At 67.3% G+C, this 14,340-nt stretch carries 13 protein-coding genes; 7 read left to right on the top strand and 6 right to left on the bottom strand.

Features of this window, described 5'->3' with window-relative positions; all coding sequences use genetic code 11:
- Positions 1-91 precede the first annotated feature (91 nt).
- The 4 genes from ARADN35_RS0109980 (at position 92) to ARADN35_RS28275 (ending at position 3,759) form a co-directional block, all read left to right on the top strand.
- Positions 92-1,213 (top strand): BMP family ABC transporter substrate-binding protein, encoded by a 1,122-nt coding sequence (locus ARADN35_RS0109980; protein ID WP_010461639.1) that lies wholly within the window; start codon positions 92-94, stop codon positions 1,211-1,213.
- A 108-nt stretch (positions 1,214-1,321) separates the two neighbouring features.
- Positions 1,322-2,620, top strand: coding sequence for a guanine deaminase (guaD, locus tag ARADN35_RS0109975; protein ID WP_010461638.1), 1,299 nt, complete (start codon positions 1,322-1,324; stop codon positions 2,618-2,620).
- An 81-nt stretch (positions 2,621-2,701) separates the two neighbouring features.
- Positions 2,702-3,274, top strand: coding sequence for a dCTP deaminase (dcd, locus tag ARADN35_RS0109970; RefSeq protein ID WP_010461637.1), 573 nt, complete (start codon positions 2,702-2,704; stop codon positions 3,272-3,274).
- 116 nt (positions 3,275-3,390) lie between these two features.
- Positions 3,391-3,759 (top strand): hypothetical protein, encoded by a 369-nt coding sequence (locus tag ARADN35_RS28275; RefSeq protein WP_010461635.1) that lies wholly within the window; start codon positions 3,391-3,393, stop codon positions 3,757-3,759.
- A 71-nt stretch (positions 3,760-3,830) separates the two neighbouring features.
- On the opposite strand, the gene ARADN35_RS0109960 is transcribed toward ARADN35_RS28275, so the two are convergent.
- From ARADN35_RS0109960 to pcp, 3 genes are all read right to left on the bottom strand, one after another.
- Positions 3,831-5,528, bottom strand: a complete 1,698-nt coding sequence (locus ARADN35_RS0109960) for a diguanylate cyclase (RefSeq protein WP_010461633.1) — start codon at positions 5,526-5,528, stop codon at positions 3,831-3,833.
- Complete coding sequence (locus ARADN35_RS0109955) at positions 5,525-6,508, bottom strand: delta(1)-pyrroline-2-carboxylate reductase family protein (protein WP_010461631.1); 984 nt, start codon at positions 6,506-6,508, stop codon at positions 5,525-5,527. The genes ARADN35_RS0109960 and ARADN35_RS0109955 overlap by 4 nt, the downstream gene beginning before the upstream one ends.
- Positions 6,509-6,575: 67 nt before the next feature.
- Positions 6,576-7,253: a pyroglutamyl-peptidase I gene (gene pcp / locus ARADN35_RS0109950; protein WP_050812513.1), complete on the bottom strand. Its 678-nt coding sequence runs from the start codon at positions 7,251-7,253 to the stop codon at positions 6,576-6,578.
- 148 nt (positions 7,254-7,401) lie between these two features.
- On the opposite strand from pcp, the gene ypfJ reads away from it, so the two are divergent.
- The 3 genes from ypfJ (at position 7,402) to ARADN35_RS0109935 (ending at position 12,211) form a co-directional block, all read left to right on the top strand.
- Positions 7,402-8,274 (top strand): KPN_02809 family neutral zinc metallopeptidase, encoded by an 873-nt coding sequence (gene ypfJ / locus ARADN35_RS0109945; protein ID WP_010461628.1) that lies wholly within the window; start codon positions 7,402-7,404, stop codon positions 8,272-8,274.
- 84 nt (positions 8,275-8,358) lie between these two features.
- On the top strand, positions 8,359-10,551 hold the full coding sequence (locus tag ARADN35_RS0109940) for a SulP family inorganic anion transporter (RefSeq protein ID WP_244265886.1): 2,193 nt from the start codon (positions 8,359-8,361) through the stop codon (positions 10,549-10,551).
- 163 nt (positions 10,552-10,714) lie between these two features.
- A complete protein-coding gene (locus tag ARADN35_RS0109935) occupies positions 10,715-12,211 on the top strand; it encodes a DEAD/DEAH box helicase (protein ID WP_010461626.1) in 1,497 nt (498 codons plus the stop codon).
- A gap of 81 nt (positions 12,212-12,292) precedes the next feature.
- On the opposite strand, the gene ARADN35_RS0109930 is transcribed toward ARADN35_RS0109935, so the two are convergent.
- The 3 genes from ARADN35_RS0109930 to ARADN35_RS0109920 are packed head-to-tail and all read right to left on the bottom strand — an operon-like array spanning position 12,293 to position 14,338.
- Positions 12,293-12,946: a nitrous oxide reductase accessory protein NosL gene (locus tag ARADN35_RS0109930; protein WP_010461625.1), complete on the bottom strand. Its 654-nt coding sequence runs from the start codon at positions 12,944-12,946 to the stop codon at positions 12,293-12,295.
- Between the two features lie 7 nt (positions 12,947-12,953).
- A complete protein-coding gene (locus ARADN35_RS0109925; RefSeq protein WP_010461620.1) occupies positions 12,954-13,526 on the bottom strand; it encodes a nitrous oxide reductase accessory protein NosL in 573 nt (190 codons plus the stop codon).
- On the bottom strand, positions 13,523-14,338 hold the full coding sequence (locus ARADN35_RS0109920) for an ABC transporter permease (RefSeq protein WP_010461614.1): 816 nt from the start codon (positions 14,336-14,338) through the stop codon (positions 13,523-13,525). Before ARADN35_RS0109920 ends, ARADN35_RS0109925 begins: the two co-directional genes overlap by 4 nt.
- Positions 14,339-14,340 lie beyond the last annotated feature (2 nt).

Raw genomic sequence — 14,340 nt, 5'->3', positions numbered from 1 at the left:
AGACCCACTGAGTACAATACCGCCCTTGCAAAGGCTGCTGTCCCGGCAGCCTTTTGCTTTTTCTGCCATCGGGACCATGTAGAGGACTACCATGTATAAAAACCTCGCCACCGCACTGCGTGCGGTCTGTGTGAGTGCGCTGTTCGGCGCCGTTTCCACCCCCACCGCTTTCTCCCAGCCAACGGCCGCAGCGCCCGGCACCGGGCCCGTCAAGGCCGGTTTCGTCTATGTTTCGCCCATCACCGAGGCGGGCTGGACGAAGCAGCACGACGATGGCCGCAAGGCCGTGGAGGCGGCCCTGGGCAAAGACGTCAAAACCACCTTTGTCGAGAACGTGGCCGAGGGCGCCGATGCCGAGCGCGTGATCCGCGACCTGGCTGCCACTGGCCACCAGATCATCTTCACGCCCAGCTTTGGCTACATGGAGCCCACGCTCAAGGTGGCGCAGGACTATCCGAATGTGAAATTCGAGTCCATCACGGGCTACAAGACCGCGCCCAACGTGGCCACGGCCAACGCGCGGTACTACGAGGGCCGCTATCTGGCCGGTATTGCCGCAGGGCGCATGAGCAAGACCGGCGTGGCTGGTTTCGTGGCGGGCTTTCCCATCCCTGAAGTGCTGCAGGGCATCAACGCGTTCACGCTGGGCATGCGCTCGGTCAACCCGCAGGCCACCGTCAAAGTGGTGTGGCTCAACGTGTGGTTCGACCCACCCAAGGAGCGCGATGCGGCCATGGCGCTTTTCAACCAGGATGTGGACGTGATCGCGTTCCACACCGGCTCTACGGCCGTGATGGCGGCTGCACAGGAGCGGGGCAAAATGGCCGTGGCCTACCACTCGGACATGCGCCGTACCGGGCCGGATGCCCAGATCGTGGCCGTGACGCACCAGTGGGGCGGCTACTACACCGAACGTGTGCGCGCGGTGCAAAACGGCACCTGGAAGAGCGCCAACCTCTGGGGTGGCGTGCGGGAGGGTATGGTGCGCGTGGGTGACTTTGGCAGCAAGGTGCCCGTGGCCGTGCAGCGGGAGGTGCTGGCGGCGCAGAAGGCCATTGGCGCGGGCAAGCTGCAGCCGTTCCGCGCGGGCAAGGCCGCGGTGCGGGACAACGAAGGGCACGAGGTGATTGCCGCCGGCCAGGCGCTGGCCGATGCGCAGATCCTGCAGATGAACTGGCTGGTGGAGGGGGTGGTGGGCAAGCTGGCGCGTTGAGGGCTGGCTTGGCGTTGCCTCCGGGTGCTGGACTGCCGTGGCGCTGCCATAGTATTTATCTGCCCGGGCGTATGCCTGTAGCCCGTGGCCCCCGCTAAGCTAGCGCCCATGCCTGTATACCGTTCCGCCCTTTTGCGCTTTGCCGACGATGGCCGCGCCCTGTATGACGAAGATGGTTTGCTGGCCACAGGCCCGGATGCCCAGGGCCGCCAGCGGGTGCTGGCGGCAGGTTCGTGGCAGGCACTGGGCTCGCAGTATGCAGGCCAACCCGTCACGCAGCTTCCCGGCCGCATTCTGGCGCCGGGGTTTGTGGACATGCACATCCACTTTCCCCAGACCGATGTGATCGGTTCGCCCGCCGACGGCCTCTTGCCCTGGCTGGAGAACTACACCTTTCCCCATGAGTCGCGGTTTGTCGAATCCGGCTACAGCGAGCAGGTGGCCACGTTCTTCCTGGCCGAGCTGCTGCGCAATGGCGTGACGACGGCGCTGGCGTTTGCCACCTCGCACCCCACGTCGGTGGATGCGCTGTTTGGCGAGGCTCAGCGCCAGCAGATGCGCCTGATCACCGGCAAGGTGCTGCAGGACCGCCACTCGCCCGACGGTGTGCGCGACGACACCGAACAAAGCCTCATCGATACCGAAGCGCTGATCCAGCGCTGGCATGGCGTGGACCGCCTGGGCTATGCGATCACGCCGCGTTTTGCGCCCACCAGCACGCCTGCGCAGCTGCGCGGAGCGGGCGAGCTGGCGGCGCGCTACCCCGATGTGTGGGTTCAGTCGCACGTGGCAGAGAACCTCGACGAGATCCGATGGGCTCGCGAGCTGTTTCCCGCCGCACGCAGCTATCTGGGTGTGTATGACGACTTTGGCCTGATGCGCAACCGGGCGGTGTACGCGCATTGCATCCACTTCGATGATGACGACCGCGCCCTGATGCGCGACACCGGCGCGGTGGCCGCCGTCAGCCCCACCAGCAACCTGTTCCTGGGCAGCGGCTTTTTTGACTACGCGGGTGCCGACCGCGTGGGCTTTGGCTACGGGCTGGCGAGTGATGTGGGCGGCGGCACCAGCTTTAGCCCGTTCCACATCATGCTGGCGGCGTACTACGTGGGGCGCGAAGGGCAGAGCAAGCAGGGCCTGAGCCTGTCGCCCCAGCAGCTGTGGTGGCAACACACCGCAGGGGCGGCCAAGGCACTGGGCCTGGCCGGGGTGGTGGGCAATCTGCAGCCCGGCTGCGAGGCGGATTTTCTGGTGCTGAACCCGCAGGCGACGCCCCTGCTGGCGCGCAAGACTGGCCAGGCGCGCAGCCTTGATGAGCTTTTGTTTGCGCTGATCGTGCTGGGGGATGACCGTGTGGTGGAGCAAACCGTGATTTCTCAAGCAAAATACGGCTCCAGCGCTTGATCATCAAGCGCTACCAGCTACGTATTTAATAGCGCCCGGTGGTTTGCCAACCGCCTGGGCCACAGCGCAGGGAGTTCTGCTATGAGCATCAAGAGCGACAAATGGATCCGCCGCATGGCGGCCGAGCACGGAATGATCGAGCCCTTCGAGCCCGGCCAGGTGCGCGAGGCCGAGGGCAAGAAGATCATCAGCTATGGCACCAGCAGCTACGGCTACGACATCCGCTGCGCGCCCGAATTCAAGGTGTTCACCAACATCCACAGCACGGTGGTGGACCCGAAGAACTTCGACGAAAAGAGCTTTGTGGATTTCGAGGGCGACAGCTGCATCATCCCGCCCAACAGCTTTGCGCTGGCCCGCACGATGGAGTACTTCCGAATTCCGCGCAATGTGCTCACCATCTGCCTGGGCAAGAGTACCTATGCCCGCTGCGGCATCATCGTCAACGTCACCCCGTTCGAGCCCGAATGGGAAGGCTATGTGACGCTGGAGTTCTCCAACACCACGCCGCTGCCGGCCCGCATCTACGCGGGCGAGGGTTGTGCCCAGGTGCTGTTTTTCGAGAGCGACAAGGACGACGTGTGCGAGGTCAGCTACCGCGACCGGGGTGGCAAATACCAGGGCCAGGTGGGCGTCACCTTGCCCAAGGCGTGAGCACCGGCCCGGCTGCGTCCTACAGCGCCTCAGCCCGTTGGCTGAAATGCAAGCGCAGGTAAGGTTCTTAGCATGGTGTCATGCCACCGGGGGTTCCGGTGGCCCCGGAGTCCACCATGCTGACCTTTGCTGCGATGACTGCACCCGCCAAGGCCCGGGGTGCTGCGCTTCCTCTACATGCCCCTGGGGAGGCCACAGGCGACCTGGCTTCGGCCCACGGCGCATTGCACCCCGCCGCCGTGTTCCACGCCCACTATTGGCCCTGTGAGCTGCTCAACGCCTTCATCCTCAAGATGGCCGCCACGGGCCACTGCGTGAACACCGCCATGATGCTGGGACACCGGCCCTACGCGCTCGAACAGCTGGCCGTGGCGCGGGCCGTGCAGGACCACAGCCTGAATGCGCTGGCTTTGCGACTGCAGGCCTATTTTGACGCTGCGGCGCCTCAGGGCTGTGCCGTGGTGGCCGAGATCAGCGAGGTTTAGAGCCGGTTCTTGGCGCGGCTCCTGCACGCAGCTGGCCCTGGTGTGCGCTGACCGCCGTTCACGGACTGCGGTCACGCCTCCACGCAGACCCTGTTGCGGCCCTGGCCCTTGGCCTCGTAGAGCGCCGCATCGCCCCGGCGCAGGATGTCCATGCTGCTGTCTTGCAGGCCGCGCATGCTGGCCACACCAGCGCTCACGGTGATGCGTCCCACCACGGGGTCGAGCTGTTCGGCCATGGCTTCGACCAGCGCCTGAGCGATGGCCTGGGCGCCCACGAGGTCGGTGTCGGGCAACAGGGCCACAAATTCTTCTCCCCCCAGCCGTGCGATCACGTCCGAGTTGCGCAGCCGCATCTCCAGCGTGCGGGCCAGCCGGCGCAGCACCTCGTCCCCGGCTTCGTGGCCATAGGTGTCGTTCACGCGCTTGAAGTGGTCCACATCGACCGTGATCAGGCTCAAAGGCCTGCTGCTGCGCCGTGCCAGCGCCAGGGCAAACGCCATCTGCGTTTCGAAACCACGGCGGTTGAGCAGGCCGGTCAGCGCATCGGTGCGGGCCTGCAGGTCCAACGCGCGGTTGGCGGCCTCCAGTTCCAGCGTGCGCAGGCGCACTTTTTCCTCCATGGCTTCGTGGGATGCCAGAAGCCGGTGTGTCATGCGGCCCAGTGCCCTGGACAGTTTGCGCACTTCGCGGCTGCTGTGCGCCTGGGGAATGCGGGTGCCGGGCTTGTCGGCTTCCACGGCGCTGGCGGCATCTGCCAGTGCGTACAGGTCTTCGCTCAGGCGGCGTGCCGCCAGCCACGCCAGCACCGAGGCCAGGAGTGCGGCAGTCAGTCCGATGACCAGCGCGGTGCGCACGGTGCGGTGGGCCTCGGCGAAAGCGAGTTCCACGGGCTCGCGGGCAACAATGCGCCACCCGAGGTCGCTGGCGCTGTTGCGTGCCTGCAGCGCGACGGTGGCCGTGAGGTAGCTGCGACCGTCCATCCACCGCGCCACGGTGGCCGGGCTCGCGGTACGGTCGGCAGTTGGCGGTCTGCCCAGCTCGACCGGCAGGCGCTGCCCGGCTTCCTGCAGGGCCCGGGTCTTGCCATCGGGGGCGTAGATCAGCGCATCCTTGTGGTCAAAGACGAACAGTTCCACGGCTTGGTCGTCGGTGCGCGGTGGGGTCAGGCTCTCCATGACCTCCCGGGTCCATTCCCAGCTGCCATGGATACCCACCACGCCAATGGTGGTCGGGCCCAGGCGGATGGGCGCTGCAAAGTCGACGAAACGGTAGGGCTCGCCCGAAGGTGGCGGGGCCAGTAGCTGCTCCAGCAGCTTGGCCGGGTGGATATCCCCCACATGCAGTTTTTGCAGGCCTTCCCTGAACCAAGGGCGCTCTGCAACGCTCTGGCCCACCAGCAGGCCGCCCGTGGCAGTGCGCACTATGCCCTGGGCATCGGCCACGCCGATCCACACGCTGTGGGGCTGGGTGGCTTGGCTGCGCGCCAGCATGTGGTGGGCTTCGGGGCTGTCGAGCCCTTTGGTCCAGACGGCCTCGGCGGCGGCCAGAACCTCGGCCTCGCGGCTGCGCTCCAGCAGGCCGTTGGCCAGCAGCTTGCCCGCGTTCTCGGCAATCACCTGCAGGGCGGACCCGGCATCGCGTTCGATGCGCAGCTTGAGCAGTTCGCCAAAGGCAAGCGACAGCAGCACCGCAAGGCCGACCACCAACGTGCCGAACACCAGCGCGATCTGCGAGCGCAGGCTGTGGTCCGAGAACCGGAGCGGGCTCATGGTGTGGCCTGTGGGGGTGGGGCGGGTTGCCCGGGCGGCGCCGCGCCCGTGCCCAGGCGCATCGCCAGGCGGGCGGCAGCCAGGTCCCAGCCTGCCCAGCCGCAGCTTTTGAACAGCACCGGCCCAGCGGGCGGGGCACGCTCGCCCTGCAGAACATCCCGCAGCGTGGGCAGCGTGCCCACGTCGAGACCCGCCTGCAGCAGATCGCCCGCCTCGTGGCGCGCATCTTCACTGTCCACCACGATATGCCCGTGCGCTGCCACATGGCGGCAGAAGGCGGGCGCCAGTTCCGCCATGGCCGGGGTGAAGGCCCCCACCGCTGCCACAAAGGCGTCCGGCCGTGGCGGGGCGCTCAGCACCACGCTGTGCGCCGGGGTGCACACAGCGATCAGCGGGCAATGCGGCAGGGCGGCGTCGGCATCTGCCACCGTGCGTGCCTGGACGCCCAGCGCGTGGGCCCGCCGCACCAGGGCCTCGGCGCCGGCCGCGCTGCGCGAGGCCACCCACACGTCGCGCACCCCAAGGCCCAGAACAAAGGCCTCCAGGTGGGCCAGGCCCTGCACGCCGGCACCCACGATGAGCAGCGGGCCCTGCCGATCCCGCGCAAGATGCCGCGCGGCCAGCAGCGACACAGCCGCCGTGCGCCGTGCGGTGATGGTGGGGCCGTCAAGTACCAGGCGGCGTTCGCCCGTGGCAACGTCAAACACCACGACATCGCCCTGGATCGCGGGGCGGCCGGTGCCCGTGTTGGCAGGGGTCAGCGTGATGAGCTTGGCCATGGCCACATGGCTGTCGTTGGCGGGCATGACAAACAGGTTGCCCCCCTGGGGCAGCGGCAGCACTGTGCGGGCAGGCACCGAGACCGTGTTGTCCAGCAGCAAAGTTGCGATCTCGTCGGCCAGCGCATCCCACGGCAGACACGCCGCAGTGGCTGCAGCGTTCAGCGCACCCGGGGCCTGTGAAGAAGGGGTGATAGGCATTCGCCGACTTTACACAGCGGTGGCGGGGCGTGGGGAGCGGGCAAGCCCCGGGTGCCGGGCGGTGTATTCAGTGCGTAGCACCTGCCCCGAGGGCTATGTCGCTCTGGTGGAGCACAGCGGCCCACAGGGCGGCGTGGATGCCGCGCACCATGTCCCGCAGCGCAAGATGGGGCGTGCCTTGCCCGGGCAGCCAGGGCACGTGCACAAACCCGCCACGGGCGCCCGCCGGGCCCACACCGTGCGCCTGCAACATCTGCATCAGCCCGTACAGCACATGGTTGCAGACAAAGGTGCCCGCTGTTTGCGATACCTCGCAGGGCACGCCAGCTCGCTGCACGGCACGCAGCATGGCTTTGAGGGGCAGGCTCGCAAAGTAGGCGGCAGGCCCGCCGGGTACCACCGGCGCGTCGATGGGCTGGGCACCTACATTGTCGGGAATGCGGGCGTCATTGATATTGATGCCCACCCTCTCCAGCGACAGCGCACTGCGCCCACCAGCCTGGCCCAGGCAGATGGTCAGCGCGGGCCGGTGGGCAATGGCCAATGCCCGCAGTTGATGCAGCGATTCGCCAAAGACGGTCGGCAGTTGCGCCGCCACCACGCGGTGGCCAGCGATGCGTTGCCCGTCCAGCGCCTCGGCGACCAGCCAGCTGGGGTTCAGGGCGTCGCCGCCAAAGGGGTCGAAGCCCGTGAGCAGGATCACCTTGTCGCCGGTGGGGGTGTAGTGGGAGGCGTCGTGGAGCATGGGGCGGCCGAGGTTGGGGTCCATTGTGCAAATCCAAATCCGCCTGCGGGCACGGGCAGGCGGGCCATCGTAAACGGCCCACCAGGTTCCCGTGCCGCGTAACATGGCGGCCATGCCCTCCACACTGCGAGGGCGCTGGAGACACAGTATGAAATGGGAAGGCAATCGCGAATCGGACAACGTGGAAGACCGGCGCAGTGGTGGCGGCGGTTCGCCTGTTTTCGGGGGGCGCAACATTGGCATCGGCACCATCGTCATCGCCCTGGTGGGTGGATGGGTGCTGGGCATCAATCCGCTCACGATCCTGGGGCTGCTCAGCGGTGGAGGGCCGCCCGCACAGGTGCAGTCGCAAGGGCCGGCCCAGCGCCCGCCGGCCGACGACACCATGGCCCGCTTTGTCTCGACCGTGCTGGCCGATACCGAAGATGTGTGGCAGGCCGTGTTCCGCCAGGGCGGTGGCACCTACCAGGAGCCGCGCCTGGTGTTGTTTCGTGGCGCCACGCCCACGGCCTGTGGCACCGGGCAGGCGGCGATGGGCCCGTTCTACTGCCCGGCGGACCAGAAGGTCTACATCGACCTGGGCTTTTATGAAACCCTCAAGAACCGCCTGGGGGCGCCGGGCGACTTTGCCCAGGCCTATGTGATTGCCCATGAGGTGGGTCACCATGTGCAAAACCAGCTGGGCATCAGCGGCAAGGTGGACCAGATGCGCGGCCGTGTGGGCAAGGCGGAATACAACGCGCTCTCGGTGCGGCTGGAACTGCAGGCGGATTGCTTTGCCGGGGTGTGGGCGCACCATGCGCAGAACGCGCGCAAGATCCTGGAGCAGGGTGATGTGGAAGAGGCCATGAACGCAGCGGCCAAGATCGGCGACGACGCCCTGCAGCGGTCCAGCGGCGGGGCAGTGGTGCCCGAAAGTTTTACCCACGGCACCAGCGCACAGCGGCAGCGCTGGTTCAACAACGGCCTGCAGAACGGCAGCGTCAAAGCCTGCGACACCTTCGCAGCGCGCAGCCTCTAGGGCTATAACTAGGGGCGTGGCTGCGGCACAGCCCGTCCCTGGGGTTTCCTAGATCGTCAAAGTGCTCTTGGTCTGGACTTGTCCATGTCGTCCCCACATCCATCCCGGCCCGCACCGCTGGCGCCAGTGTCTGAACCCCGGTCGAGCGAGGTCACCAGCCTGCCTGCGCAGCGTGCCTCGGGCGCGGCGGCCGCGTGGTCGGCTGCGGCGGTCACGGTGCCCCACGCGGTGGGCCTGGGCCTGCTGGCCTTTGCGCCCCTGGCGGGCGAGCATTCCCTTGCCGCGCTGGCGTTGTGGTCGGCGGCCTTGCCGGGCCTGTTGCTGACGCTGGTGGTGCCGCGTGCGGGTGTTGTCTACGCGCCCACGACCGTGGTGGCGCTGCTGTTTGCGGCCGTGCTGGCCACCGCCCATGGTGCGGCCCCTGCGCTGGGGCTGAGTGCGCGCCAGGTGCTGGCCGTGAGCGGGGCCACGGTGGCCCTGGCGTTTGTTTTCCAGTGGCTGCTGGGTGTGCTGCGGCTGGCCTCGGTGGCGCGGTTCCTGCCCGTTTCGGTCACGCATGGCTTTGCGGCCGGGGTAGGGTTGTCGATGGTGGTGGGGCAGGTGCGCAACGGCTTCGGTGCGGGGCCCGACGCCCTGTGGGACGCCCGCACCGGCTGGCACCTGCTGGCGGCGGCGGCCGTGGTGGGGCTGGCCTGGGGGCTGCGCTGGCGCTGGCCCCGGATGCCGGGGCTGCTGTCGGCCGTGGTCCTGGTGGCGTTGGCCGTGGCGGTGGCGGGGCTGTGGGGTGGTGGGCTGGGGGATGTGTTCGCTGCCGCCGTGCAGCCCAGCCAGTTTGCCGGCCCGCTGTGGCCGGACTGGACGGGCGTTCCCTGGATGGCACTGGCGCAGCAGCACGGGTCGGACCTGGTGGTGCTGGCGCTGTTGATGGCGCTGGTCAACAGCCTTGAGATTCTGGTTTTCAACCAGGAACTGGAGCTGGACCATGGCCTGCGCAGCAACGCCAACCTGACCTTGCGCCGCGAGAGCCTGCTGGGCGTGTTGTGCGGGCTGGCGGGGATGATTCCCGCATCGACCAGTGCATCGCGCTCGCGCATCGTGCTGGCGCAGGCGGGCCCGTCTCGCGATGCACCGCGCTGGCATGCCGGCATCATGCTCGGCGTGGCGGTCACGGGCGCCTGGTGGCTGCACTGGGTGCCCATGGCCTGCCTGGCGGGTGGGCTGGTGCTGGCAGGTCTTATGCAGGTACCGGGCCTCATGTGGTCGCTGCGCTACGCGCAACGCTCGCGGGTGACCTGGGCGCAGAGCTGGCTGGTGGCGCTGGTGTTTGCCGTGATGGGCGGCGTGGGGGCTCTGGTGGCGGGTCTGGTGGTGGCCACCTTTGTGTTGCTGCACGACTCCGCCGCCAAGGTGCTGCGCCATGTGCGGCTGGATGGCGAACTGCGCTCACGCCGGCTGCGCCGGGCGGGGTCGGACACCTGGCTGGTGCCGCGCATGAACCAGGTGGCGGTGTTTGAGCTGCAGGGCGTGATGTCGTTCGGCGTGGCGGCCCATCTGGCCGAGCAGGTGCGTTTGCTGCTGCAGCCGCGCCACCGCTGGGTGATTCTGGATGCGGGCCGCGTGCCCGCCTGGGACAGCACGGCATTGGCGCAGTTGCGAGCGCTGGTGCGCGACCTGGGCCAGCAGGGCATTGCTGCTGCCGTGGCGGCGCTCGACCCGATGGCCGCCGAGCATGCGGGCGACCACGTGCGCGCCTTTGCCGACCTGGACCGTGCCTTGGAGTGGGCCGAGGCCGGCATCCTCTCGCAGCGCCCCATTGAGCAACGCCCCGCCCGGCCAGAAAGGGATCTGCTCGGTGAGATTGGCGAGGGCGTGCCCCGGGCGGCGGCCGAGGCCCTGATGGCTGTGCTGGAACCCCTGGCCGTGCCGCCCCACGGGGTGGTGTTCCGGGCGGGCGACACCGACCACGACCTGCTGGTGGTGAAGTCGGGCCACGTCACGCTGGTGACCCAGTGGCCGCCCGACAAGGGGCTGCGCCTGGCCACGGTCGGGCCGGGTATGGCGTTTGGCGAGATGGCGTTCCTCAACGGCGCTGCGCGCAGCGCCTGTGCGGGTTCTGAACGGGGGTCTGCGCACCTGGTCCGCCTGTCGCGGGCGCACTTTGATGCCTGGGCCCGGCAATACCCCGAGGCGGCGCTCACGGTGATGAATAACCTCGCCCAGATCGGGGCGAGGCGCCTGGCCGTGACCACACGCCAATTGCGGGCTGTGCTGGAGTAAGTTTTGAATAAAAATTGTCCCTGGCGCTTGATGGATAAGCGCTGATAGCTATAAAAATAATAGTTCCTGGTGGAAGTGTGTTGGTCAGAAAGACGCGCCATGTACCACGCCCAAACTGCAAAAAATCGCTTTTTGGGCCACCGGTGCGACAATAGAGGGCTAAATGACAAGTTCCTTTTCCAATCTATCGCTGGCTGAACCGCTCGCGCGCGCCGTAGCCGAAATGGGCTACGAGTCCATGACGCCCATCCAGGAGCAGGCCATTCCGGTGGTGCTCACAGGGCAAGACGTGATGGGCGCAGCCCAGACGGGCACCGGCAAGACGGCGGCTTTCTCGCTGCCTCTGCTGCAACGCCTGCTCAAGCACGAAAGCAGCTCCACATCCCCGGCCCGCCACCCCGTGCGTGCCCTGGTGCTGTTGCCCACGCGGGAGCTGGCCGACCAGGTCGCCCAGCAGATCGCGCTGTACGCCAAGTACACCAAGCTGCGCAGCACCGTGGTGTTTGGCGGCATGGACATGAAGCCCCAGACCATCGAGCTGAAAAAAGGCGTCGAAGTGCTGGTGGCCACCCCAGGCCGGTTGCTGGACCACATCGAAGCCAAGAACGCGGTGCTCAACCAGGTCGAGTACGTGGTGCTCGACGAGGCGGACCGCATGCTGGACATCGGTTTTCTGCCCGACCTGCAGCGCATCCTGAGCTACCTGCCCAAGCAGCGCACCACGCTCTTGTTCAGTGCCACGTTCTCGCCCGAGATCAAGCGCCTGGCCAGCAGCTACCTGCAAAACCCCATCACCATCGAGGTGGCCCGCCCGAACGAAACGGCCTCCACCGTGGAGCAGCGCTTCTACAGCGCCAACGATGACGACAAGCGCCGTGCCATCCACCAGGTGCTCAAGACCCGGGGTTTGAAGCAGGCGTTCATCTTCGTGAACAGCAAGCTCGGTTGTGCACGCCTGGCGCGCAGCCTGGAGCGTGAGGGCCTCAAGACCACCGCGCTGCATGGCGACAAGAGCCAGGACGAGCGCCTGAAGGCGCTCGAAGCCTTCAAGAGCGGCGAGGTCGATCTGCTGGTGTGTACCGATGTGGCCGCGCGTGGCCTCGACATCAAGGACGTGCCGGCCGTGTTCAACTTCGACGTGCCGTTCAACGCCGAAGACTACGTGCACCGCATCGGCCGCACGGGCCGTGCGGGCGCGTCGGGCCTGGCGGTCACGCTGGTGTCGGGCAGCGATGCCCGCCTGGTGGCCGACATTGAGAAGCTGATCAAGAAGAAGATCGAACTCGAAGCCATCGAATACGAAGAAGACCAGCCCCGTGGCCGCATCAACGACGGCCGCCGCGCCTGGCGCGAAGCCGGCGAGACGGGCGATGGACGCGATGCCATCTCGGCGGCCCCGCGCCGCGAACGTGAACGCGAACACCGTGGTGGCCGCGAATCCCGCGAGCCGCGTGAACAGCACCGTGGCTTCCGCCCGGCCGTTGCCTCGCGCGATCCCTTCTTTGAGAAGCCGTATGAGGCCAGCGCCGCTGCAGATGCAGCGCCTGCCTGGGAGGCTGCCAAGTCTGCACAACGCAGCAGCATCTCCGCCAACATCAAGCCCAAGCGCAAGGTGGCCGCACTGTTCAAGGCTGCCCAGCCAGAAACCTCGGTGCAATAGTCAAAATCAGGCCTTTTCAGGCCTGTAGCGCTTGATGGATAAGCGCTGATTGCTATATTTTTGATAGCAATTGAATCATCCTCAGCCTGAATGCCGACGGTGGTCGGCCCGGAGGTTCGGGGCCAGCCCGCGCAGCAGGGGTGCGTCGATGGCGCCGAAGGGCACGGACCGCCCCCCACGCTGCTGCGCAAACCGCAGCGCAGCCTCCGCATCGGCAAAGGCGGGCAGATTGCCCGCCCGCATCGGCCCCATGGCCGAAGACCCTGTCACATACACCGCCTCCTGCGCGTTCAGCCAACCACCCGTACCGGTATCGGTCACATACCGGGCCACGATGGCTTCGGCCGTGCGGCCCCGCGTGTAGTGGGCCACGTTGCCCAGGTACAGCATGAGGCTGAGCGGCGAGTCGAAAAAGTAGGCGTCCCCGTCCGCAAAAATGACCTGCGCCGCCCACGCCCGTGCGCGTGCCGGGTACATGCCACACACCGGGCAGCGCGCGTCGGCGGGCACCTCGCGCGCAGCGGCCAGGGGCTGGCCCAGCGCAGGGTCGTAGGGCGTGGGTGGCGCCACCACACACACATCGTCGCCAATCCCCTCCAGGGCCGCGTTGCCGGAGGGGCGGGGCGGGGTGTGCTGGGGCCATTGCCATGCCACCAGGCCTGCCGAGCCCAGCAGCAGGGCTGCGAGCGCGGTGCGCCGGGTGGTGGCGCGTGGGTGGGGCATCAGCGCAGGCATGGGCGGCTTACATCCGCGTGTCGTGCAGTGCCCCGCCGCTCAGGTCCACCATGGCGGGCGTGATCTCGGCAAAGCGCAGCACCTTGCCGCCATATTCAGCAGCAAACTTTTTCGCGTCGGCCTCTTGCGCAAAGCTGCCGATGGTGGGGCCCATGGAGCCGTGGCGCTTGCCGCCCACCACGTAGAGGGCAGTCTTGCCGTCGATCCAGTGGCCCTGTGGTGCATTCCAGTCGGCCTGGCCCATGTCCTGCACGTACATGGCCTGCACGGCGCGGACCTGTTCGCCGGCCAGCAGGGTGCTGAACAGTTCCACCGTGTCGCAAAAGAACGAGGGCTTGTCCTGCCCCGCGAAATGCACCTGCGCCTTGGGGCCGGGGTAGTCGGCCAGCAGCATGCCGTCGAGTTCGCAACTGGTGGTGCGGTCGATCTCCACGGGTTTCAGGGACTGCGCGCTGTTGTCCGCCTGGCTGCAGCCGGTCAGGCCCGTGAGCGTGCCCAGCGATGCGAGGGCCGCCCAGCCCAGCAGTTGGCGCCGTGTGGCGCACGCGCATTGGTATTGGTTGTGGGATTTTTTCGTCATGGCTTGAATCTCCAGCTCGCCAGGCCCAGGGGCACCACGATCCAGCCCGCCATCACCGCGCCCATCAGCCATGGCTTGGCCAGGGCAGGGGGCACGATGCTGGTCAGGCCGTACAGGGTACGCACGTCGTCGAGCGAGAACACGTTGAGGATGCGGAAAACGTCGGCCGGGTTGAGCAGTAGCAGGTAGGCCATGGCCTCGCCGCCCACACTGCCGCCCGTGGCCACCAGGGCGCCCAGCAGCAGCAGGTCAAACACCAGCACAAAAAAGAACCAGGCGGCAATCGCCAGGCCTGAGGCGCGTGTGCGTTCGTGGGTGAGCACCGAGAGCAGCACCGCCATGCTCAGGAACGCCAGCCCCAGCAGCACCGAGCTGATCATGAAGCCGCCGTAGTGGAACAGCGCAGCCCCGCTGAACTGCCGGACCAGCAACACCGCCACCAGGCCGAACCCCGCCAGCGTCGAGAGCGTAAGCGCCGCCGCCAGCCCCAGGTACTTGCCCAGCAGCAGCTCCAGCCGCGTGATGGGCAATGACAGCAGCAGATCGAGCGAGCCGCGCTCGCGCTCGCCCACGATGGCGTCAAAGCCCAGCAGGAGCGCGATCAGCGGGATCAGGTAGATCACCAGGCTGACCAGGCTGGCGATGGTGAACTCGATGGAGCGAAAACCCACCGTGCCCTGCTGCGCGCCGCCAAAGTAGGCGATGGCCAGCGAGAACACGGTGAACACGAGCGCCACGGCCAGCACCCAGCGGTTGCGCATGCGGTCGCGGAACTCTTTGCCCGCGATGGTGAAGATTTGTTGGAATTCCATGG

This window comes from Acidovorax radicis N35, assembly GCF_000204195.1.
In the GTDB taxonomy this organism is placed as follows: Bacteria; Pseudomonadota; Gammaproteobacteria; order Burkholderiales; family Burkholderiaceae_C; genus Acidovorax; species Acidovorax radicis.
This window is presented reverse-complemented; position numbering and strand designations above follow the sequence as displayed.

What these genes read in the sequence shown, in the direction of transcription:
- ARADN35_RS0109980 (WP_010461639.1), top strand. Translation starts at nt 92, where the DNA reads ATGTATAAAAACCTCGCCACCGCACTGCGTGCGGTCTGTGTGAGTGCG.
- guaD (WP_010461638.1), top strand. Translation starts at nt 1,322, where the DNA reads ATGCCTGTATACCGTTCCGCCCTTTTGCGCTTTGCCGACGATGGCCGC.
- dcd (WP_010461637.1), top strand. Translation starts at nt 2,702, where the DNA reads ATGAGCATCAAGAGCGACAAATGGATCCGCCGCATGGCGGCCGAGCAC.
- ARADN35_RS28275 (WP_010461635.1), top strand. Translation starts at nt 3,391, where the DNA reads ATGCTGACCTTTGCTGCGATGACTGCACCCGCCAAGGCCCGGGGTGCT.
- ARADN35_RS0109960 (WP_010461633.1), bottom strand. Translation starts at nt 5,528, where the DNA reads ATGAGCCCGCTCCGGTTCTCGGACCACAGCCTGCGCTCGCAGATCGCG.
- ARADN35_RS0109955 (WP_010461631.1), bottom strand. Translation starts at nt 6,508, where the DNA reads ATGCCTATCACCCCTTCTTCACAGGCCCCGGGTGCGCTGAACGCTGCA.
- pcp (WP_050812513.1), bottom strand. Translation starts at nt 7,253, where the DNA reads ATGCTCCACGACGCCTCCCACTACACCCCCACCGGCGACAAGGTGATC.
- ypfJ (WP_010461628.1), top strand. Translation starts at nt 7,402, where the DNA reads ATGAAATGGGAAGGCAATCGCGAATCGGACAACGTGGAAGACCGGCGC.
- ARADN35_RS0109940 (WP_244265886.1), top strand. Translation starts at nt 8,359, where the DNA reads ATGTCGTCCCCACATCCATCCCGGCCCGCACCGCTGGCGCCAGTGTCT.
- ARADN35_RS0109935 (WP_010461626.1), top strand. Translation starts at nt 10,715, where the DNA reads ATGACAAGTTCCTTTTCCAATCTATCGCTGGCTGAACCGCTCGCGCGC.
- ARADN35_RS0109930 (WP_010461625.1), bottom strand. Translation starts at nt 12,946, where the DNA reads ATGCCTGCGCTGATGCCCCACCCACGCGCCACCACCCGGCGCACCGCG.
- ARADN35_RS0109925 (WP_010461620.1), bottom strand. Translation starts at nt 13,526, where the DNA reads ATGACGAAAAAATCCCACAACCAATACCAATGCGCGTGCGCCACACGG.
- ARADN35_RS0109920 (WP_010461614.1), bottom strand. Translation starts at nt 14,338, where the DNA reads ATGGAATTCCAACAAATCTTCACCATCGCGGGCAAAGAGTTCCGCGAC.